Raw genomic sequence first — 23,728 nt, forward strand, 5'->3', positions numbered from 1 at the left:
TCCTTTTTACTCTAAGTCTTGTTTTAAGGAAATGTATGATTATCATACCAACTACCTATACTATTTTTACTAACTTTATCCGAATCAAATAGAATCATCAATCAAACCACACAACAATCAAAATCATCATGAAAAAACTCATATTTCTTTTCCCTGTTCTTTCTTTTTTTATTTCTTGTTCTACTACTCCGGAAGCAGTCGTTGCACCAGATCATGTAAAGCTGGTAGAAACCAATCTTAGTCATCCGGTATATATCAAGGGGGATTCGACATGGACTATAGAAGAACGTATGAAACATTACGGGGTTCCGGGAGTAAGCATTGCTGTTATTAAAGATTATAAGATCGATTGGATAAAGAGCTATGGTATCACAGACAAGGAAACTAAATCTCCTGTCACGGATCAAACGCTTTTTCAGGCCGGATCAATTAGTAAACCTGTAGCAGCATATGGGGCATTAACACTTGTAGAACAAGGTAAAATTGATCTCGACAAAGATGTAAATACCTATTTACAATCCTGGAAATTACCAGACAGTGAATTTACTAAAGAAAAGAAAGTTGCCCTTAAGCACCTTCTTAATCATTCTGGAGGATTAACCGTACATGGTTTTTTAGGATACAGTCCTGATTTGCCTGTACCTACTCTTGTACAGGTATTAAATGGGGAATCTCCGGCTAATTCTGGAGCTATCTTTGTAGACAAAATCCCAGAAAAGAGTTTTCGGTACTCTGGAGGAGGATATACATTGATGCAACAAATGATGATCGATGTTGCTCAAAAGCCATTTCCGCAGCTTATGAATGAATTGGTATTGCAACCTTTACAAATGAGTAATAGTACATATGATCAACCTTTACAAAGTGAACAATTAAAAATGGCTGCAACCGGTTACCTGCCTGATGGTTCTATGACCAAAGGGAAACGACATACCTATCCAGAAATGGCTGCAGCAGGATTATGGACTACCGCAGAGGACCTGGCTAAATTTGCAGTTAATATACAACAGACATTAAAAGGAGAAAGCAAAGCTGCATTATCCCAGGATATGACTACCAAAATGCTAACTCCGTTTGTAGAAGATTTTAGTGGATTGGGCATCTTTATAAACAAAATGGAAGACGAAATTTATTTTGGCCACGGGGGTTGGGACGAAGGGTTCTCTAGTGAAATGATAGCGCATAAAGATAAAGGATATGGAGTAGTCGTATTAACCAACTCTAATCATCCTGATTTTATTTCAGAATTGATTCGATCGGTAGCACTTTCCTATTCGTGGGATGGTTTTGTACCAACATATGAAAAAATAGAAATGGACGTTGCTCAGCTTGAGGAAATTAGTGGTCGATATAGTTTAGGGAATAACAACCTCATCAATGTATACCACACTAATAATCAGCTATTCAGAAAAGATCTGGGCGCAGAGCCGGTAGCTTTATTTAAAGTATCTGATAGCACGTATATTAGTAGAGAAAACAACCAACCCATTCAGTTTACAACCGATACAGAAAGTGGGCAACTGAATATGTTACTCATACATCCTATGAAAAAAACAGTGGAATCTACCCTCGTATTGATGAAAGAAGATGAAAAAATTCCTTTTGAATTCCTTGAAGAAGGTAATTTTGAAGAAGGCCTGATAGCCTATCAGGAAATAATGAAAACCAATGCAGATGATCCTGCGGTTTCAGAAAATAATCTAAACCGATTAGGATATCGTTTTATGGGTGCCGAAAACTTAAAATTAGCACAAGATATATTTAAAGTTAATATGCTACTCTATCCAGAAAGTTTTAATGTATATGACAGTTATGCTGAAGCCTGTATGAAAATCGGAGAACTGGATCTGGCCATTGAGAACTACAAAAAATCGTATAGCCTCAATGAGAAAAATACGAATGCCTTAAACATGATCAAGGAAATAGAGCAGAAAAAACAAAATCAAGTCGAATAAAGATTTTGATTATCTACCTATTACAACACTATTCTTGAACTAGTGATAGGTGCAATCAAAAACATGCCACACTAAGTTGTCACACTGAGCTTGTTTACACTGAGCCCTTCGATAAACTCAGGACAGGCCTGTCGAAGTGTCGAAGCAGTGTCGAAAACTAACCGATTACCTCTGGGCATTGTAACAATACCCAGAGGTAATCGTCCTATACATACACACCAATCCTAAATCATAAATACGCATGGGGTATAGTATAGAAAAGGATACTCAAATGAAAGCCCTGATGTATCACAAATATGGTACGTCTGATGTACTTACTTTTAAAGAAATTCCAGTACCTATTCCCAAAGAAAATGAAGTGTTGGTCAAAATTCGGGCAACTGCTATCAACTCATCAGATTGGGAACTCCTGAGAGGAAAACCTTTCTTTGCCCGTATCTGGGGGCTCCTAAAACCCAAATATCATATTCTAGGTTCTGATATTGCCGGGCAAGTTGTTAGTATTGGTAAAGGCGTTAGTAAATTTAGGCCTGGTGATACCGTTTTTGCAGATATATTTGAACAGTGGGGAGGTTTTGCAGAATATGTATGTGTTCACGAAGATTCATTATTGTCAAAACCTGAGCATATGACATTTGAAGAAGCATCTGCTATACCCCAGGCTGGTGTTGTTGCACTACAAGGACTTCGCTATAATGGAGAGATTAAACCCGGACAACAAGTTTTGATTAATGGTGCTGGTGGCGGTGCAGGTACATTTGCGATACAGATCGCCAAATCCTTGGGTGCCGAAGTGACTGGAGTAGACAGCGCCAGAAAACTAGACTTGATGAGATCAATCGGTGCAGATCATGTTATTGATTATACCAAAGAAGATTTTACTAAAAACAAACAACAATACGACTTGATTTTTGATATTGTGGGGCGTCGTTCGATTTTTGACTTTAAGCGTATTTTAAAACCTAAAGGAGCATATGTTATGGCAGGTGGTTCTATGCGTAGACTTTTACAAGTTCTCTTTTGCGGTCCCTTAATCTCCAAAATCACTACTAAGAAAATGGGACTCCTGATGCATAAACAGAATAAAGAAGATATCGGTCATATGCTGAAACTACGTGATGCCGGAAAAGTAGTACCGATTATTGATAGATGTTATCCATTGTCTGAAGCCATTGAAGCATTTCAGTATTTTGGAGAAGGACTTGTACTTGGAAAAATAATCATCACATCTGAAGCCTAAATTAAAAGAACAAATATATGAAACGAGAAAAATGGTTTGATCGAAAGTTTGACTTCTCTTTCGAAGAAAACATCTTTCCTTTACTACTCAAAAGATTGGAAGAAGCTCCCTCTATTCTTGCAAATACGATCGATTCTCTTACAAAAGAACAATTAATCCATAAAAGAAACGGAAAATGGTCGATACAGGAAAACATGGGTCATCTGATCGATTTAGAACCTATCTGGCAAGGAAGGCTCAATGATATTTTAACCGACAAAATAGAATTGAGACCTGCCGATCTGCAAAACCAAAAAACAGATTTTGCACAACATAACCTTAGAGATAGTAATGATTTACTTCGTGAGTTCTCTGATATTCGTTCGATAACTGTAAACCAACTTTATCAACTTACCGAAAAGGAAATCTATAAACATGCATTACACCCCAGATTAAAAACACCAATGCGTACTATGGATCTGTTTCTTTTTGTTGCAGAACACGATGACCATCACATCGCTGCTATTGAAGAATTAAAGATGAAATAAAACAATGGATCATGAATAGCATTAAGGAAAAACTATGGGTACAGATTTTTATCATTTATACCCGATATATGATCGGTGGAGCATTTGTTTTTGCCAGTCTTATCAAAATCAAAGGGAAACGATTTACATCTGTAAGCGGAGCATCGGAGCCTATTGATACTGCCTGGCATTTTTTTGAAACCATGTATCAATCTGGGGTATATTGGAAATTTATTGGCATTGGCCAACTCATCGCAGGAGGTTTACTCATGACCCAAAGGTATGCTAAACTGGGAGCACTACTTAATCTACCTATAATCGCCAATATATTTATAATTACCTTATCCTATTACTTTGCCTACACGCCTGTAATTACAGGGTTAATGCTATTCGCAAATATGCTACTGATTATATGGGATTGGAATGCGCTAAAGGTTATAATCAACCTCCCTCCTATATTTGATAAAAAGAAAAGGTTTGAAAAAGATAAAATCTGGGAAATAACTGGGATCGCCCTATTCCTGTTCACTTTTATCTATAGATTACTGGTTGACGGTTATGCCCCTTTCTTTTGGGCAGGAGTTTGTTTTCTGGTTGGTATAGTCGGATTAATCATAGGACTAAAAAGAAAACGAATGTATTATCCCAAAGAGAATACCTCACAATAATACATTTCAAAAACGAATTGATCAAACCGGGCCTTCCTGGAAGTTTGTTTACTTATTTTGATGGTTATATAGGTTTAGAAAAGCTCGGTCTGATACTAATACATTCTTTTTAAAAAAATTACTTGAGTCGTTTTTTTATACTACTCATTTTCTTATTCAGTTTTAAAATTTCTTTCATAAGATGAACATTTTCAATTGCTCTGTACGAATCTGGACCTGGAGGTGGCGGTGGATCTGGTACTCCTCCCGGTGGTAACCCTCCATCAGGTCCATAAAACTGAGGTCTAAATTTAACTAAGATATCTATTAGTAATTGTGGGTCTTTTTCAAGATCAATAATGGGTCCATGCTTTTTTATAACATCCTTTATAATTTTCTCCTGGTTCTTTACAGAAACAATAAGGTTCTTGTCTCGTATATGAGATAGTTTAGAACCTTCGGCTTTTAAATTTTTGATTTTTTTTGTCATATGCGTTTCAATTTTAGAGTTTTTATCGTATTGCTTTTTGTCTTTCCCAGGTAACCAATGTTGTTTTTTTACCATTAATAATGGGTAATCCTGCATGCAACATATTATAATTACAATTTCCGTCTGGCAGCAAATTATCCCAGACCAATAACCTTCCTTGTTTTGGTTTGACTTTGATATCTAAATTTTTGAAATGTGTAGCTCCTCCTTTTTTAGGTCTATTGAGGTATAACAAATAGGTTTTCTTTCGTTCTCCTGCATAATGCTCTCCCCAGGCCCCACTGTCATAGTGATAATCAAACTTACCGTGTTTGGCATATTTTGTGGCTTGCCATTGCTCTAGTTTATTTAAGTTTACATCAAATAATGCCGTAATATCTTCCTCTATTTTCTTTACCACCCCTATAAGTGTATCTGTAAATAACTCCTGGTCTGCACTTTTACTAATCCGGGTGTTACTAAGATGACTCTTATGTATCCTTGGGTCTATTACCGTACTATGTTTCCAAAAAGAATATTCGAGTTCTTCTAATATTGTCGTACACATCGATGCAGGTACAAAATCATCAATACATACGATTTTATCTTTTTCTAATATTTCAGCTACAGATTGCTTCATTTTCTATACCATTATCATACAACTTAAGATCAATATGTTTTTCATACTCAATCACTTTCCTATCAGGACCAAGTATAGTATTAGAAGTCATGTTTGTTGTATAGATTATTTTCATTTTATTATAAGATATCTCCTCCTGTTCATACCATGAGGTATGATCATCCCAATGTGGTGTTCTTGTTTTTCTATCGTATAAATGCCACCCTAAAATAATATGAGGGTGAAATAAATCATATCCATACGTATATGCCCTAAGACTGGTTAATACCTCGTCTCCAAAAAAGTAGATCTCTGGATCAAAATGAATTTCTTTATTAAAGAACCCATCGGCAAACAAAAAGTGTAATGAGATGAATTGTGCAACAAGTGGTTTTTTAATTTTTTTCCAATGTGGAATAGGATAGCTTGTTAATTTAGTGAGAAGTCCTTTATCTCGTTCTAAAGGATAGATTTTAAGAGGGTATTTCATTCTTCCACCAGGTTCGTTTTCGGGATCATAAGAAGGGAGATATGCTGTGATAATTGGTTTTTTTATACCTTCATCTTTTAAGGCTTTAAACATTTTTATAGTTTCCTCATCCCAGTCTTTTACAAACCTATGATGAGAATCCAGATATAAAGTATAAGCTTCATTTTTCCATTGTTTCTGGAGTAAATTACGCGCCCAGTTACAACCTTTACTGTCTTTATAGTGAATATCAAGAATTTCGACATTACCGTAATCAAAAACTTCTTTTTTAAGTTGTTCTTTATTTCCATGTTGCCATGCAATTACGATTCTTAGTCTCTCGGGATGTTTAGCCTTTTTGTTAAGATCAATCACTGTGTTAGACAGCTCTTTATCCCGGTATGCTGGTATTTGTATGTATATCTTTTCGAGCATTATTATGTTCTTTTTAGTTGTATGTTGTATCGTTATACTTATCTATACAACTAAATTTTCATCAAGATACAATGGGTTCGCCTCTCAAAAAAGGGGGATTTACCTATTAATAGTCAGTGATTTACCCTTTTTAGGTATGATCTAATGAGATGTAACCTAGGAGAGATTAAAGTAGTGGTATGCTCTTATTAAGATGGGTTAGCCCGACTTTTGAGATCAGATTTAGAATCTATAATTGAATCAAAATATCTATTCAATCATACTACTTCTTTAGTATATTGCAAGTGCATCATTTTTTAACTCAAAAAGACGGTTTGTTTAAGCATTTTTCAAATGATTAGGATCAATCAAGAATTATTAGATTTCTTTTCACAACTATCAGAGTCTTCTATAAGTACTATGGTAAAAGAGAAGAAATTTATGTCAAAAGAAAAAATTATTATTCAGGGAAAATATGTACCCTCTATCTTTATCATAAAAAGTGGTGTAGTAAAATGTTACGTAAACGAGGATAATGGTAGAGATTTTATCCAGGAGTTTTTTAGCACTGGTGAAATCCTTGGAGAATTAGAAATTTTTAATGATATTATTAGCTTTTGTAATGCAGAAGCAATAACAGAAGTTAAGGGATATGAGATTGATGCTAAAAATTTCTATACCCTACTAGAAAATCACCCAAAACTTAATTTATTACTTTTAAAAGCATTAGCCAATAAAGTAAGAGATACTGCGATTAGAGCATCCCAACAACAGTCATACCCTATTGCATATAACCTCAAAAAATTAATGAAATTTTCTTCTGATGAAGCTATGGCTTTTTCTAAACAAGATATAGCTGATTATTTAGGAATAACACTACGCAGTCTTAATAGAGCGCTACATGAGATATCTTAATATAGTTAGTATATTTGGTGAAATTATGAGAATCCTGTATAGAAACCAATGTATCATTAAAGGTAAACACAAGTATTAAATTATTAAATGGATAACTACGCTATTCTTAGCATTATAAGCCTGATGATTGTTTTTATATCATCGCTTTTTGCCATCTTCTTACTAACTGTAAAAACAAAAAACAAAACCAGTAATCGGCTTATTGCTGCTTTTCTTATTCTTGTAGCTATCGATATCAGCTCTTTTTTCTATCATAGATTTATAGATATGCCTCTTGTGCTGGAGATGCTACGAATGGATCTTCCACTTTTCTCTAGTCCGGTACTTTATCTTTTTGTCTTATCGGTTATCTATATAGATTTTAAGCTGAAACCAAAACATCTGTTACATGGCCTTCCATTTGTAATGAGTACTGTAGTATTTTTACCCAGGTTTTATTTAGCAAGCCCAGAAGCCAGATATTCATTTTTGAATAACTATATAGATACTCCAGAATCTTTATTCTCACTAATCATTGGTCATATTCAGGTTATAGTATATATCGTTGCTATTTTTGTCATCTTAAAAAAATCTAAGAAGGTAATGCTGGAAAACTATTCTAATGCAACCACGGCAAAACATAAATGGTTGTTTCAGTTAAACGTTATTTCTGCTGTTATCTTTGTGGTCACTACTTCTAAAACAATATTTAAATATTATAATGATGATTTTCAAACCATAAATATTGCCAGGATTATTGTTGTGTTTCTGGTCCTGTGTTTTATATGTTGGTTAATTTTAAAAGCATTGTATGATCCTGGAATTTTTAGAGGAATCGATTCTAAACTCCTCCCAGTAGAAAATATGATCACAAAAAATGAAACAGTGATCGATCTTCCAGATGATAAAGGAATTCAAGATCAAATACAGCAATTAAAAGCGTATATGATCGACCAAAAACCTTATCTGAATCCCACACTTACGATACAAAACTTGGCAGATGATCTGCAACTACCCGTTAGAGAAGTATCGATTCTGATCAACCATCACCTGGATCAGCACTTTTTCGATTTTGTAAATGAATATCGTATACAACATGCGATGGATATTTTAAAAGATCCTGCCAAAAAACAGCTAACTGTTCTCGAAATCTTATACGAAGTAGGTTTTAATTCTAAATCTTCTTTCAATACTTCTTTTAAAAAATACGCTGGCACCACCCCTACTCAATACAGAAAAAACAACTCATAATCAGGTATTTGTAAAAAGTCGAACGTTTGGTTGTAAAAAGTCGAACTCATTTTTGGTGATCAAAAGCGTTCGATTATTTTAATCGGTCGCACAGGTTGTGTTCAAAAATGATATTTGCTTCATAATTAATCTTAAATATAAAATTGTGATGCGATCTATTTTTATTTCTTTATTGTTTTTATGTCCCTTCTTATGCTTTTCTCAACTAGAAATCAAAGGAACGGTAATTAGTAAAACAGAAACCATAGCTTTTGCTAATGTTATTTTATCAACTCCAGGATCTGATGGAGCAGTAATTACGGGAGCAATTACTGATGAAAACGGAAACTTTATAATATCTGCAAAAGAAGGAACTTATACACTAGCAATACGTTTTATGGGATATACCGAATGGCAAAAAGACATTGTATTAAATAACACCGTAGATTTAGGTACTATTACCCTCGAAAGTAGTACTACCAGTCTTGACGAAGTGGTGATTACCAAAACCAAAAAAGTAATTGAACGTAAACCCGATCGTTTGGTGTTTAATGTAGAAAATAGTATTGCAGCCAGTGGTGGAGATGCTTTAGATGCCCTTAAGATAGCACCGGGGGTTACGGTTCAGAATAATACCTTGAGTATGATTGGTAGAGGTGCATCGCGTGTAATGGTAGACGGAAGGATATTGCAGCTATCTGGAGAAGAACTGATAGATTTTTTAAATGCTATAGCAGCAAGTGATATTAAGAAAATAGAAATCATTACGAACCCACCAGCCAAATATGAAGCTGCCGGAAATGGTGGACTTATTAATATTGTTTACAAAAAAGGAGCACGTAACTCATGGAAAAATACCACTACTCTGGCTTACAATCAGAATACATACAATTTTACTACGCTTCGTAACAACTTTTTCTACAACAAAAACAAACTACGATTTTCTGTAACTGCTAATGGTACTAAAGGAAATAATAGAGAAATCGAAGAAGTAGATGTCTATTACCCTAATGGTCCATGGGTGTTGGATATGGATAATAAAGCAAATAAAGACAATATATCAGGTCGTTTATCAATAGATTATGACATTACCGATAATATAATCGTAGGTGCACAATACCTGGGTAATCAAAATACTCCCGATAATACTGTACAATCAACTACTCAAATTTTTAATGTAACCAACCAACTGGATTCTATATTGGATAATACAGGTTTTTTTGATAGAAAGGTAAAAAGCCACCTGTATAACCTACATATGATTACTACATTAGATACCCTGGACAGAAAGATTTCTTTTGATATTGATTATTTTGATTATGATAATACTCTGAAACAAGACAATGTAGTAAATACGTTATTACCAAACGGTGAATTTGTTGGGATTAACTATGCCGCTATGAATCTATCGGATCAACGTATTGATAATTTTAGTGCAAAAATAGATGTCGAGCACCCTTTTCCTTCTGTTAATTTATCATATGGTGGTAAACTTAGTTTTATCAAAACCATAAATGGATTACAAAACTTTACAACAGAGACTGGTACTCCGGTTTTTGACCCTATATCTTCCAACCAATTTGAATACACAGAAAATATTCAGGCATTATATGTAAATGCTTCTAAGAAGATCAATGACAAATGGGAGTTTCAACTGGGGTTACGAGTAGAAAACACACTTACAGAAGGCTTCTCAGAAACCCTAAACCAAACCAATACAAACGAATACTTAAAGTTTTTTCCGACAGCCTATATATCGTATCAAAAAAATGATAATAACATATTTTCGCTTAATTACGGAAGACGTATTAACCGACCAGGTTTTAGAAATTTAAATCCATTCAGAATATATGTTAATAGCAATAGTTTCTCTGAAGGAAATCCATTTTTACAACCATCATTTACAGACACTTTCGAATTTAACCATACCTACAATAATACATTAACTACCAATGCTTTCCTTAATATTACCACTGATGGTTTTGGTACTATTTTTACAGCAGATCAGGAGACCGAAGTACAGGCAGTAATACGAGAAAACTATTATAAAAGTTATAATTGGGGAATTGGTGAAACCTTCTCATTTAGCACACTACCCTGGTGGAAAAGCCAGAACCAGGTATATGTTCTTGGATACAAAACTGTGATTGATGATGCTATAAACGCTAATGCCGAGGATGGGTTTCAGCTTTATCTATCTACGAACAATACCTTTACATTAAGTAAAACCACCAAATTGCAGCTTAACTTTGTATATAATTCTCCGCATAAAGCAAACTTGTTTGATATTAGTGAAACCTACAATCTTAATTTAGCACTAAAACAAAGCATGTTTAAGGATAAACTACAACTTTCGGTATTGGTAAATGATATATTAGATACATCGAGTTATAGTAGATTAGCCTCTGTAGTAAATGGTATAGAAACAGTATATGCCCAAAATTATAGTCCTCGATTTGCCAGAATATCACTATCCTACACGTTTGGAAATAATAAGATAAAAGGTAAGCAAAGAGGTTTTGGAAATGATGAGGAAAGAAATAGAAGTAACTAATGAGTATATCTTCCTATCGCACCATTTTTCATCAGCTCATTCAAAATCAATAATGTTGTTGGATCTCCATGTTGCGCTAAACGATTGATGACTTCTTCAAGATGTTTACTGTCCTTTACATGAAACTTCATAATTAAACAGTCTTTACCGGTGACTCTGGTGCATTCTACCATTTCAGGATACGCATCCGCATCCAGTGCATCGGTAAACGACTGAAAATTGATTCTATTTACACTCATCATAATGAATGCAGAAAGAGACCATCCTAGTTTAGCAGGGTTTACCTGTGTCGTATATCCTGTGATCACTTCTGTATCTTCCAAACGTTGTACACGCTCTGCCACGGCAGATGGAGAAAGCCCCACTACTCTACCTATGTGTGCAAATGGCAAACGTGCATTTTCCTGTAAGAGCTCTAAAATCTTCCAGTCTAAATCGTCTTTCACTATAATCGTCGGTTTTTGTTTATAATTAGGATATATTCTCCAGAAAAAACAAAGATAAACCAATGATTTGTTTTCTAGGTCTCCTTTGTTTGGTATAATTTTGAATCAAAATCTAATACAATCCTATGTTTGGCATTCTTAATTTTGGAACCTTTATTTTAGCAGGAATACTGCTTAACCTCACGCCTGGAGCAGATACTATATATATTTTAGGACGTAGCATTTCGCAAGGAAAAAAATCTGGAGTGATTTCTGCTCTTGGGATTTCTTCGGGAGCTCTTTTACATTGTATTTTTGCAGCACTTGGGTTATCTATTCTATTAGCAAAATCTGCTACTGCATTTAGTATCGTTAAATATGCTGGTGCTGCTTACCTAATGTATTTAGGAATTAAATCATTATTAACAAAATCAACAGCTATTGCTGAAGTAATTAAAGAAAAAGAAACAGCAAAAAACTACAAAAAAGTATATATCTCGGGGGTTTTAACCAACCTACTTAATCCAAAAGTTGCACTCTTTTTTTTGGCGTTCTTACCACAATTTATTAATCCGGATTACGCTAAAAATGCCATCCCTTTCTTAATTCTGGGGTTAACTTTTGTGACTACAGGTACAATATGGTGCATGATACTGGCTTTCTTTTCTGCTAAGTTCGCTAACAAGATCAGAGAGAACAGTAAAGTGAAGTTTTGGATGGATAAAACTACTGGGGTTCTCTTTATTTTACTAGGAATCAAATTAGCCTTAAGTAAAAAATAATACTTCAAATAAGTGTTAAAACCTTACATAACAGAATGTAAGCAATTCTTAATAAACAATTAAAAACAATTAAAAAAAACAAAAAAAAGTAGGGTTTCGTATAAGTTAACCGTTATAATTAAGAGAAAGTAATTGGCTTTTGAGAATAAAGTTGGATATGTTGTTTTCTCATAAAAACATATAGAATAATTGATAGGTGAAATCACAACTATCAACTATCACACAAATCACTGACAATCACTATCTTACATAGGGTTCAGTTATTGATTTAAAAAGAAATATTATGAAAAGAATATCAAAATTAGCAAGTATTGTACTAATTTCATCCTTGCTATGGTTTTGTTCGGGAGATGATGATACTACAAATCCTGGTACAGATGAACCTGTAGAAGCAACAAAAATATTGGTAGAAACCTTAAGCGTTCCCTGGGAGCTAATTTGGGGTCCTGATAATTTCTTGTGGGTAACCGAACGTAATGGAAAAATTAGCAGGATAAATCCCGACAGCGGAGAGCAACAATTGGTATATACGATTCCTAATGTATCTCAAGTTGGAGAAAGTGGGTTATTAGGTATGGTACTTCACCCCAATTTTGATACCAATCCATATGTATACGTTGTATACACCTATAACGGGGGAAGTGGCTTATTGGAACGATTGGTTCAGTTTACATATGCAAATAACACCTTGTCTAACGAAACTGTACTTATCGATCAAATTCCCGCCAACTCTAATCACGATGGCTCTCGGTTATTGATCACACCAGATATGCATCTATTTATGACTACAGGCGATGCTGGTAATACCAACCTTTCTCAGGATATGAATTCTCTGGGAGGTAAAACACTAAGATTAAACTTAGATGGTAGTATCCCCGCCGATAATCCTTTTGCGAATAGTTATATCTATAGTTTAGGGCATAGAAATGCACAAGGACTGGTATTGCATCCTAATGGTAAATTGTATAGTTCTGAGCATGGACCCAGTTCTGATGATGAAATAAATATCATACAATCTGGTAAAAATTATGGATGGCCTGCTGTAAAAGGTAAAATAGATACTCCCAACGAACAGACTTTTGCAGCGAGTACAGAGGTTATCGAATCCATTTTTGAATGGACACCCACCATTGCTCCCTCTGATCTGGTCTATTATACGGGTAATCGAATTCCTGAATGGACTAATAAACTACTGATGACAGTGCTAAAAGATCAAAGAATAATTGCGCTTACTCTAAACAGTGACGGAACTGCAATTACCAATGAAGAGGTATTCTTTAATGGTCAGTTTGGTCGTCTGAGAGATATCACTATTTCTCCTCAGGGACGTGTTTTTATCGCTACCAACGGAAATTCGTATGGAGATACAAGTAGTACACATCGTATTATAGAGATTAATAAGATTGAAAAGTAACTCCTCAAAAAATATAATACTAAATCCCATTTATTTATGAGTGTTCTGTAATTACACTTCTTATGAAATTTATATACAGGTATTAGTTTTCTCATATAAAATTAAATACATTTTGTATAGTAATAATACGCTATAATTAGTTTTGTTTTTCTCTAAATTAAGAACAGATTTCGCATCTATTTGACGTTTTTCATTTTCTTCATTATGGCTACCCCATAAAAAGGGTAGAACAAACCTAGAAAGGAATTCCTAGAATAAGTATTACCCAACAAATACAATCACATATGTATACATTCAAATAACTGGTTAAGAATTAATTAACATTGCTTTGTTATTAATTGATTAAATGTTAAATTTTTTATGAACAAACATGAGAAAAATTTATAAAACTAAGATATCTTTGAACCAGTAAAAAGTAAAGTTGAAACTTCATAATTAGTATAAGTTGAGTTTGTGTTAAATACCGATTATGTTTCAATTTAGGCCCTCTATAGGAGTAGTTAACCTAGAGGGCCGCTTTCTATTAAAACTTCTTTATTAGTTAGTTACAACTAAAATAAACAAAAATTCACAAGAACATATTTTTTTGTAGGATTTATTGTATTCCGACACAAGTTTTTTCTTACAAAAGGTAAAAAACAGGGTTAAATAAAAGCCTGTAGTAAGTATTTTACCTATACATCTTCATTTGTTAAAAAAACCATAATATTCTTATACTCAATATTAACCTTAAAGCTATTTAAAGCCTCTATGTTCTACAGCCAAATATATTCTTAAACAAGGGTTATTCTATATGTGCATTTTATTGTTCTTCAGTATATTATACAATTTTCACTTGCATATGTTACGGTTTTTCCGTAATTTTATCGTGCCTCATTATAAAATTAATAGCTTATGCGCAAAATTACCCTTGAAGAAGAGTTTAATGCCCGACAATTAGATATCAAATACAAAGACCTCTGGGATCGAGGTATTCACCTCTTTACTATAAATGACCAGAATCGCGATTTTTACTATTCTATTTACTACGTAGATTTATTGTTTGTTGAAGTGATTTATAATAAAATTACTGGTGATATCATTACTATCAAAAGTTTTACAGATAAAAGAAAACTCATGTTTTATCTTAGAGAAGACTTTTCTTAATTAAAGTTTTTTAGATACTTGCAAATACAGTAATCCGTTTTATACATTAGAAAATCTACTAAGTATTCAGGCTTTCTAGCCTTATAAAGAGAAGTTCTAATGTATAAATTAAATTAACGTTGTCGATACCAAATGTTAAGGATTAACCCAGTGACCACTAATAAGGTACCTATAATGCTTAGGACTGGATATATATCGGCAAACCAAAAAGTACCTGCAATCATTGTAAAAATAACTTCGACGTATTTTAAGGATACCACTTTATTTGTTGCTTGAGACTGAAATGCTTTGGTCATAAACAATTGCCCGAAATACCCAAAAACTCCTAAACTAAGTAGTAGTAACCACTCTATACCTTTTGGTGTGGTCCAGTTGAAAATAGAAAGAATACCTCCTACGGTAACAGAAATCCACATAAAATAGTTAACGATCACAACGGGATGATCTCTATGACCAATTTTATTTATTAGTACATATACTGTTCCGCTAAATACTGCTGATCCCAGCACTAACAACAAACCAAAAGAATCAATATTAGGATCAAAACCTTTGATCATTAAAACACCGCTAAACGCCATTAAAAAAAACAACCATTGTATTGGCTTTACCTGTTCTCTAAGAAAAAGTATAGCAAAAATAGTAGCAAATATTGGTGATAAATACCGTAATGATACTGCAGAACCAATAGGAAGGTAATTAACCGACATAAAGAATAACCCCATCGAGGTTACTCCTGCCAATCCTCTATAGATCAACAACCCTTTTTGGTTACCCAATATTGGGATCTTATGCCATAACAAGTAACTCATCGTAAAAAATAACGAGCCAAATGCTCTAAAAAACACAAGCTGTGCCCCTCCAAAGTGTGCTAAATACTTAACAAATAGGTTCATTGCTGTAAAAGACACAGCACTTAGAAGCATAAAGTATATAGCTTTCTTCATTTTATCTAGTTAGAAGGATCAAAGGTATAATCTAAATGGTTTTGCTAATGTATTACCTTGTGATTTTGGAATTCCTGTTTTCTGTACATAGTAATCCCAGTTAGAAACAACATCAATGATTTGTTGTATCGCTTCCTTATGATTTTTATAGCTAATCTTCTCTCCTACAGCAATCAGATCCTGTAATGTAAAATCATCTCGTTTACCATTAATTGACATCTGATGCATACTGGTCCAAATCCCTGATGGATTGTATGAATAGGTCACATCATATGCAGGCGAAAGTCTCCAAACTCCACGTTTATCCATCAAAAAAGAAATATTTTTGGTATGATCATCCTGGTTACGGGCAATAACATTAAATACCATTCTTTTATACAGTTGTACGGCATCACTATGTGGTAACCGTAGTTGTCGCATTACTTCAAATGCATTTTCATAAGAGTGTGCACCTGGAGATTTATAATCAAAATGTGCTATCGAACACAAGGTTTGCATGTGTATTTTTTCATTATTACCATGGCGATCAAAGCGTTTGGTCATAAAATGAGCTCTGTCATGTTCTTCAAAAAGCAAAGATTTTTCCATATTGATACCACAATCCAATGCCATTAAGTAATATGCATATTCGATCCTACCATACCCTTGTGGATCACCAAGAGTAGTATCATCTACTCCATCAAACTTAAAAATATAATGTTCAAATCCGTGAGGAGCTATGGCCTGACCCGACCGTATCTCATTTGTCGTAGAGTTATAAGCAATTATCGCCTTAGCTCTTTGCCCTCCTGCCGAAGTTCCTACTTTAATCAATTCATTAAGGTGTTCTGTTTCAGAAAGATTAAGTTCTAGTTTTTCTCGTGTATTAAGTATCTTTTCTGCCAGTTGTGCTAGTTTATCTACCTCTAATGTAGTAGTTTGTGCTTGCCCTATATGTTTCGCAGGTTGAAACTCTAGTGCTCCCATACCGCGAGTGCCAATATAACATAAGCGATCTAGCGGGGTAAATTTGGATTTTGGAATATTATTAAGAGCAAGCCATTGGTCAATTAAACGATTCCCAAAATCATCGGGCAATACATCAGATAACATTCCTGGTAATCCACGGTAGGTGTCCTGATTTAGATTAGGAAAGCTATATATTTTTTTTGCAGAAGACTGTATCGGCATATGTATTGGTGAGACATCCTGATTTTTATTTAGGAATGAAGGAAAAAACTCAAAAGAAGCAAAGTTTTTTTGACCATCCCAACTCAATGCGCCCAATTCTTCTCCCCAAAGGGTAATTTTAATAACATCTACCATAATGGATCTTCTTTTTGATTTTTAGAGCTACGCGATGCACGCTCACGTTCCTTTCCTTTTAGTTTTAATAGTTCTATGGGACTTATGCCCGGATCGGGAAATAAAGAGCTTAATGCGCTTAAATCTCCAAACGCTCGAAGTATCTGTATAAAAGTTAATAGCGTAGTTGTCTTTCCGGATTCAAAATTCTTAATCGTTTGCACATGCACTCCTGCCCTTTTAGAAAGTTCATCCTGAGTAATATTAAGATTAAGACGCCGTTGTTTTACTCTTTGAGTAAGTTCTGCCAGTATTTGTTCGTCTGAAAGATTATTTACATTCATCACACAGAAATTTAGTTAATGTATACAAAAATATACATTAAAATCATAAAACGTAAATTATGTATATTTTAGTATACTTTATAATACAATTCTTTATTATATACAATAAAGTATACTATAATATACACAAAATTATTAAAAATAAAATAAAGTATACTATAATATACCTTAAATATTATGATTAGATTTTAAACATCCTCATCATTTATCGAAACTGAATTTTAGATATTTGTCTTCATAAAAAACAGGTAAATCCCCCTTTTATATCGTTTAAAATAGTATTATTTTTAACCTACTTAGCGATCCCCCTCTAATCATATCGTCTGATTGTCTTAAAATCTAAGACAATGAAACATTCTATCCGATTACAATACATAAGCATAGTACTGGCAATAACTATTTGTTGTACAAGCTGTATGTCTACACGAGTTGTAAGTCTTCATGACAGTGATGCTGTAGTTAAAAACACTAAAACCACCTGGAGCTTTGCCTGGGGGCTGGTTTCTCCTAAAGATATCAATGCCAGGTGTGAATCCAAACATTTAAGCTCAGCAACCAACACCACCAATTTTGGATACATTTTATTATCCACAATCACATTAGGCATTGTTGTACCGCAAACCATAACATGGGAATGCGCTCCACCAGACCCTCCAATAGAAGAATTATAGAGAAAACATATCATCTCTACTTGATCTATACCAATAAAGACAGAAATCATATCTGGTATTGATATTGGCTTACTAACAGTACTACCTAAAAAAACAAAGAGCAGTTGTAATAAAATATTAAAAAACATAATCATGGCGTTACCAAAAGGCATTGAAACATTACCCATAAGAAAATGGGAAAACAGGCATCAAAATTTTACACAAAAGCTAACACAAAACGCTTCTTTTAAAGTACGTAATGATGATTCGCTAAGCAAAGGAGCGGATAAATATATTGCTACAACCAAAAACTTACAATGGTTGATAGGGCATGCAATTAATAACAATATTCGATTACGTGCTATGGGTAGCGGCTGGTCATTTTCTAAGGTAGCGGTTTCTGAAGGCGGTATCTTAGATACTAAATCATTACGTCTAAGTTTTTCGGTTAGTAAGTCTAATATAAGCAACGAATACCTCGATAAAGGAGGGCTAGCCGACGATTTATTTTTTGTACAATGCGGTGTTTCTATATTGCAGCTCAACTCAAAATTAGAAAAAGAGAAACGTCCTAATCGCTCTATCAAAGCCTCGGGAGCTAGTAATGGTCAAACAGTAGCAGGAGCATTATCCACAGGTACACATGGCGCTGCTTTTAACGTAGGAGCAATACAGGATTTTGTAACAGGAATACATCTTATCGTTGGTCGCAATCGTCACGTATGGCTAGAGCGAAACTCTAATCCTGTAGTATCAGATCGGTTTATTGATTGGTTAGGCGCAGATTTAATAAGAGACGACACTATGTTTAATGCCGCCTTGGTTAGTTTCGGAAGTTTTGGGATCATACATGGTATTATGATCGAAACAGAGCCCAAATTTCTACTTGAAGAGCATCGTATAGACAAAATTGCGTACAATAGTGAGCTTAAAAACACCATGAAAACATTAGATTTTTCAGCAATTAATACTATACTCCCCTTTCCTCAACACTCTCCTGATCGAGAATTATATCATTTTGAAATACTAATAAACCCTTATGATTTTGAACCCGATAACAATAATAAAGGTGTGTTTTTAAAAGTTTCCTATAAACGCAAATACAGGGATAACTACACCCGTAGAACTCCAGATGATAAAGGGTTAACCTATGGTGATGATCTACTGGGGTTAATACAAACAGTTATGGATAGTCTGGGAGGGTTATCGATTTTATTAGTCCCGAAATTAGTTAATATACTATTCCCCCTGGCCTACAAAGAAATCCCTCCTATGGAAGGAACTATAGGAGAAACATTTAGCAATACCAAATTTAGAGGTAAAGTTGCCAGTGCAGCTTTAGGAATAGATATTAAAGATAGTGTACGAGTTGTCGAAGAAATTATGATGATTATTGAAGATGGCGATCCTTTTCCTGGCGGAATATCATTACGATACGTAAAAGGAACCGAGGCATTATTAGGGTTTACAAAATTTCCAGAAACCTGTGTGTTAGAATTAGATGGTGTAGATGCAGATATAACTCGTAAGTTCTATGAAAAAGTATGGAATCGATTAGAAGCTATCAATATACCATATACCCTACATTGGGGAAAAATAAACTTCAACCTTAATTTTCAGCGAATCCAGAATATGTATGGTACCGCAACAGTACAGCATTGGCTTGACACCCGTAACGACCTACTAGAACCAGAAGCAATGAATGTGTTTACCAATGGTTTTATTGAAAGATGTGGGCTAAATAAAGTAACTGGAGTAATTGTTTAAATAAAGACTGTAAAAATATAATTCACAAACACTTGGGGTAAAAAACTAGCTATGGATTAAAATAATTCTAATTATTATTGAAGCTCTTTGGCATGATAATCGTTCTAGTATAAATATATTTCATAACTTTATTTTTTTTAATCCCCATTACTCAATGAAAAAGCTGTTCTCCCTACTACTGCTTTTTTTAGCACAAATTGTCTATTCGCAGACTTACACTGTACTTGATTCAGTACAAAATACACCTATACCATATGCCACAATTTCTTTTAGAAATGGAAGTGGAACATTTGCTGATGCCGATGGTAATTTTCGATTCTCAAAAAAATGGTATTCCGACGTAGACTCCTTATACGTATCATCTATAGGGTACAAAGAATTAGCACTGCCTACTTCTGCCTTACCTCAAAAAATATGGTTAGTCCAGGATATTGCAGAACTTAAAGAGGTATATATTGTAGCAGAAAAGAAAAGAAAGTACAAAACCAAGAAATTGGCTTCAGAGGTACATAATGATTATTTTAAAAGTTGGCTCCCTACTGTAGAATCTGAAATTGCAGTTTTCTTCCCTAAAAATCCCGAGAAATCTACCAAAATAGCTTCAGTATATCTACCTATTAAAACTGAATCTTCAAACCGAAATGCTAACAAAAAGGAATCATTTTCTACTTTATTCAAAATGCAGTTTTACAGTAATAACAATGGGTATCCAGGAAAAAGATTACCGTATGAAGATATTATATTTAAAGTAACCAACAAGGATAAATCTAATTTTGAACTGAACGTTTCAGAATATAAAGTTTTTATACCGAAAGAAGGTATTTTTGTTTCCATACAGGTATTAGGCTATACAGATAAGGACGGAAAACTACAGCAAACAAAAAAGTATAGTGAGATTGAAACTCGAAAAGGTGTCGTTAAAGTATCTACCACTTTTAGACCCTTACTTCCATTTACAGACAAAATCAGTAGTTACAAAACTTTTACCAGAAGAGTATTTTTTAAAAATAGAACCTGGCAGCGTTTTGACAGAGGATATAGTAAAAACAATAACCTGATTAAAAATAACAATACCAATTATGGCATGGGGTTAAAACTACATTTATACGAAGAGGATTAGAGCAACTTTAATCTAAAAAAGATTTTCTTTTCGTATTAAACTGTACTGCTGCTTCGTGTATTTCTTTATGTTTAGCAGTTTGGTTTTCTGCATGATCTACCGCATCAGAAATTGTCAAATAATAATAGGTCGCCCCTAATCTATCTGTAAAACCAGATCGTTTTAAAAAGTCTCGAACAGGGCCTATTGTACCCACCATTAACAATTGAACTCCGACACCATCAAGATATTGCTGTATATCATCTAATACATGCAAGCCAGTACTATCGATATCATGCATATTTGTATTATCAAGGATTAGAAATTCGGGCAACCGTTCTCGATCAGAAACATAGGCCAGAATAGCATCCTTAAAATAACTTGAATTACCAAAATACAATTGATTATCAAATCTGATAATTAAATACACCTCTGATTGTATTGCATCTGGAAACCTATTAATATTTCTGTAATATTTGGTCCCTGGTATATTTACTAATTCGGCAATATGAGGACGAGCGCTGTAATACTGTAGAAACACAAACGACAATATCACCCCAATAAAGATTCCATTTTCTACTCCAAAAATCAATGTTCCTAAAAAAGTAATGATCATTACAATAAAATCTCGTCTTCTAAGTCGAAACAAGTATTTTGCTTCGCTAAAATTAATCAGGCCAAATACAGAAACCAATATAATTGCCGCCAGAACTGCTTTAGGGATATAATAAAAAAATGAAGTGAGAAAAAGCAAAGAAAACATCACCATTAATGCTGCTATAATAGACGACACAGTGGTCTTCCCTCCTGCCTCATCATTAATTGCTGTTCTGCTATAACTTCCCGAAGAAGGTACTGCCTGAAAAAAAGCACCAATAACCTTAGCTATGCCTAATGCGAATAATTCTTGATTAGGGCGTATGATATGGTCTCTCTTTTTCATTTCTATAGATTTAGCAATCCCAATACTCCCTACATACCCAATAAAAGTGACCGTTAATACAGATGGGATGAGTGCAACCATCGTATCATAATCCATATTCGGAATGCTAAAAGAAGGGAGTCCACTAGGCACATCTTTAATAATCGCCAATCCTTTCGCATTTAAATCAAAAATATAAGCTATAGAAGTTGTAATTACCAATACAGTAAGTGCTCCTGGGAAAGAGCGTTTCCATTTTTTAAGCACATTAATAGTTATAATAGAGCATAAACAAATCCCAAGTGTAATCCAATTTACTTCAGCAAAGTGACTAATTGCATACCAAATTGTCTGGTGCGTGTATTTAAAATCCGGAATAGCAATCCCCAGCCCCTGATCTAATTGAGAAACAATGATAATTATTGCCGCTGCAGAGATAAATCCAGAAATTACAGGCTGAGAGATAAGATTTACCAAAAACCCCATACGCAACACACTCATAATAACCTGCAATATTCCTATCAAAAACCCCACAAACAGAACCAATTCTACAAACCTCTCTGTAAATGGGTCTGCAAGTTGACTCACTCCACTCATTACTAATATTGCAGTAACAGCTACCGGCCCTATACTTAGTTGTCTGGATGTTCCAAAAAAGGCATAAAGCAACAAAGGAATAAGGCAAGCATACAGCCCATAAATTGGGGGTACCCCCATAAGTAATGCATAAGCAATCGCTTGCGGTATAAGAATAACTCCTACTGTAATACCTGCAATACAATCTGCCTTAAAGAAAGAGCTACTATACTTTTTATCTTTAAAAATCTGAAGAAACGGGACTATTTTATATAACTTTTTAACGTTACCGAAGGTTTTTTGATTTATTAGGTAAATCTACAACAGTTTCAGAAGTTATACCAAAAGAATTTATAATTCATCTGTTCAAAATTGAATTCGTCTTATTTTGATAGAAATAACTAATTTTAATCAGGCGTATTATAGAGATTTACCTATTTTTGAAACCAGCATCGTATACTTTTTTCTCTTAGCACTTTTCAAAAAACTCTATGAACGAAACACTACTTCTTTTCATTTTAGCAATTATTGGATTTATAGCAGGAGTAATTAATACTATAGCTGGCGGCGGTTCTTTACTCACCTTACCTATGTTAATTTTTATGGGACTCCCTCCTGCCGTTGCTAACGGCACAAATCGTATAGGAATTTTCATTCAATCTATCTCCTCTATTGCCGGTTTTAGGAGCAAAGGAGTTAAACCAGGTTCTTTTGGGATCTACCTGGGAATATCGGCTCTTGTTGGATCATTGATCGGGGCGCAGATTGCAATTGATATTAAAGGAGAAACATTTAATAAGATCCTTGCAATTGTAATGGTTATCGTAGTCCTTTTTATGGTTTTTAAGCCCAAAGTAAATCTTCAGGATGTGATAGAAAGAACACAGGGTAAACATCTTTGGATTTCGATTCTTACCTTTTTCTTTATCGGGGTTTATGGTGGGTTTATTCAGGCAGGTGTAGGAATATTTATCTTGTTAGCATTAACCTCTATAAATTACCTAAACCTTGTTACATCTAATGCGGTTAAAGTATTGATTGTTTTTATTTATACCATTGGGGCACTAGTCATTTTTGTATATAATAATCAGATCGACTACCTCTATGGTTTTGTTCTTGCAACAGGAAATGCTACAGGAGGATGGATTGCAAGCAGATGGTCTGTAAAAAAGGGAGATGGTTTGGTTAAAGTGTTTTTAATCATTATGGTTATTGCTATGGCTATTAAATTATGGATAGACAGTTAATCGCATAGAAAATAAGCAATTTTTATTACACCTACCTTCTTCTCTTGTTTTATACTCTTTTACAATACATTACACAAAAAACAAGATATAACAATTACTCTATCTTCCCGGGATCATACAGCTTATCCCGT

Annotated in this window: 22 protein-coding genes; 14 read left to right on the forward strand and 8 right to left on the reverse strand. The window is 34.2% G+C overall.

Features of this window, described 5'->3' with window-relative positions:
- Positions 1–128: 128 nt before the first annotated feature.
- The 4 genes from DK441_RS25335 (at position 129) to DK441_RS25350 (ending at position 4,369) form a co-directional block, all read left to right on the forward strand.
- Positions 129–1,955: a serine hydrolase gene (locus DK441_RS25335; RefSeq protein ID WP_109853335.1), complete on the forward strand. Its 1,827-nt coding sequence runs from the start codon at positions 129–131 to the stop codon at positions 1,953–1,955.
- 241 nt (positions 1,956–2,196) lie between these two features.
- A complete protein-coding gene (locus DK441_RS25340) occupies positions 2,197–3,195 on the forward strand; it encodes an NAD(P)-dependent alcohol dehydrogenase (protein WP_235015834.1) in 999 nt (332 codons plus the stop codon).
- Between the two features lie 17 nt (positions 3,196–3,212).
- Positions 3,213–3,722: a DinB family protein gene (locus DK441_RS25345; RefSeq protein ID WP_109853336.1), complete on the forward strand. Its 510-nt coding sequence runs from the start codon at positions 3,213–3,215 to the stop codon at positions 3,720–3,722.
- Positions 3,723–3,733: 11 nt separating this feature from the next.
- Positions 3,734–4,369: a hypothetical protein gene (locus DK441_RS25350; RefSeq protein WP_235015835.1), complete on the forward strand. Its 636-nt coding sequence runs from the start codon at positions 3,734–3,736 to the stop codon at positions 4,367–4,369.
- A 118-nt stretch (positions 4,370–4,487) separates the two neighbouring features.
- Here the strand turns inward: DK441_RS25350 and DK441_RS25355 are convergent, their stop codons facing one another.
- The 3 genes from DK441_RS25355 to DK441_RS25365 are packed head-to-tail and all read right to left on the reverse strand — an operon-like array spanning position 4,488 to position 6,340.
- A complete protein-coding gene (locus DK441_RS25355) occupies positions 4,488–4,838 on the reverse strand; it encodes a hypothetical protein (RefSeq protein WP_160112282.1) in 351 nt (116 codons plus the stop codon).
- Between the two features lie 22 nt (positions 4,839–4,860).
- Positions 4,861–5,457, reverse strand: a complete 597-nt coding sequence (locus tag DK441_RS25360; protein WP_109853338.1) for a 2OG-Fe(II) oxygenase — start codon at positions 5,455–5,457, stop codon at positions 4,861–4,863.
- A complete protein-coding gene (locus DK441_RS25365; protein ID WP_109853339.1) occupies positions 5,438–6,340 on the reverse strand; it encodes a GlcNAc-transferase family protein in 903 nt (300 codons plus the stop codon). The genes DK441_RS25360 and DK441_RS25365 overlap by 20 nt, the downstream gene beginning before the upstream one ends.
- 333 nt (positions 6,341–6,673) lie before the next feature.
- On the opposite strand from DK441_RS25365, the gene DK441_RS25370 reads away from it, so the two are divergent.
- The 3 genes from DK441_RS25370 to DK441_RS25380 all read left to right on the forward strand — a co-directional run bounded on the left by DK441_RS25370 (position 6,674) and on the right by DK441_RS25380 (position 10,997).
- Positions 6,674–7,234, forward strand: coding sequence for a Crp/Fnr family transcriptional regulator (locus DK441_RS25370; protein WP_109853340.1), 561 nt, complete (start codon positions 6,674–6,676; stop codon positions 7,232–7,234).
- 87 nt (positions 7,235–7,321) lie between these two features.
- On the forward strand, positions 7,322–8,464 hold the full coding sequence (locus DK441_RS25375) for an AraC family transcriptional regulator (protein ID WP_109853341.1): 1,143 nt from the start codon (positions 7,322–7,324) through the stop codon (positions 8,462–8,464).
- A gap of 148 nt (positions 8,465–8,612) precedes the next feature.
- Positions 8,613–10,997: a TonB-dependent receptor domain-containing protein gene (locus DK441_RS25380; protein WP_109853342.1), complete on the forward strand. Its 2,385-nt coding sequence runs from the start codon at positions 8,613–8,615 to the stop codon at positions 10,995–10,997.
- Here the strand turns inward: DK441_RS25380 and DK441_RS25385 are convergent.
- Positions 10,994–11,506 (reverse strand): Lrp/AsnC family transcriptional regulator, encoded by a 513-nt coding sequence (locus DK441_RS25385; RefSeq protein ID WP_109853343.1) that lies wholly within the window; start codon positions 11,504–11,506, stop codon positions 10,994–10,996. The genes DK441_RS25380 and DK441_RS25385 overlap by 4 nt on opposite strands.
- 62 nt (positions 11,507–11,568) lie before the next feature.
- Between DK441_RS25385 and DK441_RS25390 the strand changes: the two genes are divergently transcribed.
- The 3 genes from DK441_RS25390 to DK441_RS25400 all read left to right on the forward strand — a co-directional run bounded on the left by DK441_RS25390 (position 11,569) and on the right by DK441_RS25400 (position 14,764).
- Positions 11,569–12,204: a LysE family translocator gene (locus DK441_RS25390; protein ID WP_109853344.1), complete on the forward strand. Its 636-nt coding sequence runs from the start codon at positions 11,569–11,571 to the stop codon at positions 12,202–12,204.
- A 283-nt stretch (positions 12,205–12,487) separates the two neighbouring features.
- Positions 12,488–13,618 (forward strand): sorbosone dehydrogenase family protein, encoded by a 1,131-nt coding sequence (locus DK441_RS25395; RefSeq protein WP_109853345.1) that lies wholly within the window; start codon positions 12,488–12,490, stop codon positions 13,616–13,618.
- Between the two features lie 894 nt (positions 13,619–14,512).
- On the forward strand, positions 14,513–14,764 hold the full coding sequence (locus DK441_RS25400; RefSeq protein WP_025665611.1) for a hypothetical protein: 252 nt from the start codon (positions 14,513–14,515) through the stop codon (positions 14,762–14,764).
- A gap of 113 nt (positions 14,765–14,877) precedes the next feature.
- Here the strand turns inward: DK441_RS25400 and DK441_RS25405 are convergent, their stop codons facing one another.
- Genes DK441_RS25405 through DK441_RS25415 form a run of 3 tightly spaced genes read right to left on the reverse strand, consistent with a single transcriptional unit; the run spans position 14,878 to position 17,336 of the window.
- Positions 14,878–15,708, reverse strand: coding sequence for a DMT family transporter (locus DK441_RS25405; protein ID WP_235015836.1), 831 nt, complete (start codon positions 15,706–15,708; stop codon positions 14,878–14,880).
- Between the two features lie 18 nt (positions 15,709–15,726).
- Complete coding sequence (locus DK441_RS25410) at positions 15,727–17,013, reverse strand: type II toxin-antitoxin system HipA family toxin (RefSeq protein ID WP_109853346.1); 1,287 nt, start codon at positions 17,011–17,013, stop codon at positions 15,727–15,729.
- Positions 17,007–17,336 carry a helix-turn-helix transcriptional regulator gene (locus tag DK441_RS25415; protein WP_074406065.1) on the reverse strand — a complete coding sequence of 110 codons (330 nt, stop codon included), beginning with the start codon at positions 17,334–17,336 and terminating at the stop codon, positions 17,007–17,009. Before DK441_RS25415 ends, DK441_RS25410 begins: the two co-directional genes overlap by 7 nt.
- A 347-nt stretch (positions 17,337–17,683) precedes the next feature.
- Between DK441_RS25415 and DK441_RS26840 the strand changes: the two genes are divergently transcribed.
- The 3 genes from DK441_RS26840 (at position 17,684) to DK441_RS25430 (ending at position 20,873) form a co-directional block, all read left to right on the forward strand.
- Positions 17,684–18,007, forward strand: coding sequence for a hypothetical protein (locus DK441_RS26840; RefSeq protein ID WP_160112284.1), 324 nt, complete (start codon positions 17,684–17,686; stop codon positions 18,005–18,007).
- Between the two features lie 132 nt (positions 18,008–18,139).
- Positions 18,140–19,753: an FAD-binding protein gene (locus DK441_RS25425; protein WP_109853348.1), complete on the forward strand. Its 1,614-nt coding sequence runs from the start codon at positions 18,140–18,142 to the stop codon at positions 19,751–19,753.
- 154 nt (positions 19,754–19,907) lie between these two features.
- The gene (locus DK441_RS25430) at positions 19,908–20,873 is read left to right on the forward strand and encodes a hypothetical protein (protein WP_109853349.1); all 966 of its coding nucleotides are present in this window, start codon (positions 19,908–19,910) and stop codon (positions 20,871–20,873) included.
- A gap of 7 nt (positions 20,874–20,880) precedes the next feature.
- On the opposite strand, the gene DK441_RS25435 is transcribed toward DK441_RS25430, so the two are convergent.
- The gene (locus tag DK441_RS25435; protein ID WP_370444343.1) at positions 20,881–22,617 is read right to left on the reverse strand and encodes a SulP family inorganic anion transporter; all 1,737 of its coding nucleotides are present in this window, start codon (positions 22,615–22,617) and stop codon (positions 20,881–20,883) included.
- A 224-nt stretch (positions 22,618–22,841) separates the two neighbouring features.
- Between DK441_RS25435 and DK441_RS25440 the strand changes: the two genes are divergently transcribed.
- Positions 22,842–23,597 carry a sulfite exporter TauE/SafE family protein gene (locus DK441_RS25440; RefSeq protein WP_109853351.1) on the forward strand — a complete coding sequence of 252 codons (756 nt, stop codon included), beginning with the start codon at positions 22,842–22,844 and terminating at the stop codon, positions 23,595–23,597.
- Positions 23,598–23,728 lie beyond the last annotated feature (131 nt).

The sequence above is a fragment of the Aquimarina sp. AU58 genome (assembly GCF_900312745.1).
Lineage (GTDB): Bacteria > Bacteroidota > Bacteroidia > Flavobacteriales > Flavobacteriaceae > Aquimarina > Aquimarina spinulae.

Coding starts and splice junctions, on each gene's coding strand:
- DK441_RS25335 (WP_109853335.1), top strand. CDS start 129: ATGAAAAAACTCATATTTCTTTTCCCTGTTCTTTCTTTTTTTATTTCT.
- DK441_RS25340 (WP_235015834.1), top strand. CDS start 2,197: ATGGGGTATAGTATAGAAAAGGATACTCAAATGAAAGCCCTGATGTAT.
- DK441_RS25345 (WP_109853336.1), top strand. CDS start 3,213: ATGAAACGAGAAAAATGGTTTGATCGAAAGTTTGACTTCTCTTTCGAA.
- DK441_RS25350 (WP_235015835.1), top strand. CDS start 3,734: ATGAATAGCATTAAGGAAAAACTATGGGTACAGATTTTTATCATTTAT.
- DK441_RS25355 (WP_160112282.1), bottom strand. CDS start 4,838: ATGACAAAAAAAATCAAAAATTTAAAAGCCGAAGGTTCTAAACTATCT.
- DK441_RS25360 (WP_109853338.1), bottom strand. CDS start 5,457: ATGAAGCAATCTGTAGCTGAAATATTAGAAAAAGATAAAATCGTATGT.
- DK441_RS25365 (WP_109853339.1), bottom strand. CDS start 6,340: ATGCTCGAAAAGATATACATACAAATACCAGCATACCGGGATAAAGAG.
- DK441_RS25370 (WP_109853340.1), top strand. CDS start 6,674: ATGATTAGGATCAATCAAGAATTATTAGATTTCTTTTCACAACTATCA.
- DK441_RS25375 (WP_109853341.1), top strand. CDS start 7,322: ATGGATAACTACGCTATTCTTAGCATTATAAGCCTGATGATTGTTTTT.
- DK441_RS25380 (WP_109853342.1), top strand. CDS start 8,613: ATGCGATCTATTTTTATTTCTTTATTGTTTTTATGTCCCTTCTTATGC.
- DK441_RS25390 (WP_109853344.1), top strand. CDS start 11,569: ATGTTTGGCATTCTTAATTTTGGAACCTTTATTTTAGCAGGAATACTG.
- DK441_RS25395 (WP_109853345.1), top strand. CDS start 12,488: ATGAAAAGAATATCAAAATTAGCAAGTATTGTACTAATTTCATCCTTG.
- DK441_RS25400 (WP_025665611.1), top strand. CDS start 14,513: ATGCGCAAAATTACCCTTGAAGAAGAGTTTAATGCCCGACAATTAGAT.
- DK441_RS25405 (WP_235015836.1), bottom strand. CDS start 15,708: ATGAAGAAAGCTATATACTTTATGCTTCTAAGTGCTGTGTCTTTTACA.
- DK441_RS25410 (WP_109853346.1), bottom strand. CDS start 17,013: ATGGTAGATGTTATTAAAATTACCCTTTGGGGAGAAGAATTGGGCGCA.
- DK441_RS25415 (WP_074406065.1), bottom strand. CDS start 17,336: ATGAATGTAAATAATCTTTCAGACGAACAAATACTGGCAGAACTTACT.
- DK441_RS26840 (WP_160112284.1), top strand. CDS start 17,684: ATGAAACATTCTATCCGATTACAATACATAAGCATAGTACTGGCAATA.
- DK441_RS25425 (WP_109853348.1), top strand. CDS start 18,140: ATGGCGTTACCAAAAGGCATTGAAACATTACCCATAAGAAAATGGGAA.
- DK441_RS25430 (WP_109853349.1), top strand. CDS start 19,908: ATGAAAAAGCTGTTCTCCCTACTACTGCTTTTTTTAGCACAAATTGTC.
- DK441_RS25440 (WP_109853351.1), top strand. CDS start 22,842: ATGAACGAAACACTACTTCTTTTCATTTTAGCAATTATTGGATTTATA.